At 76.2% G+C, this 1351-nt stretch carries 1 protein-coding gene; it reads left to right on the forward strand.

Going from position 1 to position 1351, the window contains the following annotated elements; translation table 11 throughout:
* Positions 1-154 precede the first annotated feature (154 nt).
* Positions 155-1351: NAD(P)-binding domain-containing protein (locus tag AC2CJA_RS26680; protein ID WP_484605213.1), on the forward strand; the 1197-nt coding region annotated here is incomplete at its 3' end.

Consider the following 1351-nt stretch of genomic DNA (forward strand, 5'->3'; position numbering starts at 1 on the left):
GTCCGCGTGCGGGCGCCGGGGGGACCGGACGGCGGGAGCGGCCGGACCGGCCGCTCCGGTGCGCCCCTCGGCGCGCCCCCGACCCCGGCCGACCTGCGCACCACCGAACGCCCGACCGCATGACGAGCCCACGACGAGAGAGCGGTGACCGACCATGTACGACCTGGTAGTGGTGGGCGCGGGCCCCTACGGACTGTCGATCGCGTCCCACGCGGCGGCGGCCGGAATCGGGGCGCGCGTCCTCGGCCGTCCGATGGCCTCCTGGCGGGACCACATGCCCGAGGGGATGTTCCTCAAGTCCGAGCCCTGGTCCTCGAACCTGTCCGACCCCTCCGGCGAGCACACCCTGGCCGCCTACTGCGCCTCCCGGGGGCTGCGCGCCGAGCACGGCACCCCGCTGCCGATCGGCGTCTTCACCGAGTACGGGCTGTGGTTCGGACGCTCGGCCGTGCCGTCGGTCGAGGAGGAGACGGTTCTCTCCGTGCGCCCCCGGACGGAGGGCTTCCTGGTGGAGACCGGAGCAGGCGAGGCGATCCTGACGCGGACCGTGGCCCTGGCGGTCGGCGTGATGCCGTTCGTCCACCGCCCCGAGCCGCTGCGGGCGCTGCCCCGTGAACTGGTCACGCACAGCAGCCACCACCGGGATCTGTCGCGCTTCCACGGACGGGACGTCACGGTGATCGGCGCCGGGCAGGCAGCACTGGAGACCGCCGCGCTGCTGGCCGAGTGCGGGGCCCGCCCCCGGCTGGTGGCCCGCGCCGGCGGCGTCGCCTGGAACACCCCGCCCCAGCCCCTGGAGCGCTCCGCACTGCGCTCCCTGATCGACCCGCACTGCGGTCTGGGCACGGGCTGGCCCGGCTGGGTGTGGTCCGAGGCCCCCTGGGTGGTCCGCCGACTGCCGGGTGCGCTGCGGACGCGGATCGCGGAACGGGCACTGGGCCCGGCCGGGGCCTGGTGGCTGCGCGACCGTGTGGAGGACCGGATCCCGATGCTGCTCGGCCGGCGGCTGCGGGCGGCCGTCCCGGCGGGCGGGAGAGTGCGGCTGAGTCTGGAGACGGCCGAGGGTGCGGAGACGATCCTGGAGACCGACCATGTGGTGGCCGCCACCGGGTTCGTCCCGGACATCGGGCGGCTGGGCCTGCTGGACCCGTACATGCGCAACCGGCTGCGGCTGGCGGGGTCCGGCCGGGCTCCCGAGGTGGACGGCCGGTTCGAGTCCTCGGTGCCGGGCCTGTTCTTCGCCGGGCTGCTGACGGCGCCGTCCTTCGGCCCGGCCATGCGGTTCGTCCACGGGGCCGGGTTCACGGCCGAGCGGCTGGTGCGCGGGGTCCGGCGCCGGCTGGGCGGGCGC

Source organism: Streptomyces sp. ATLC9 (assembly GCF_057196705.1).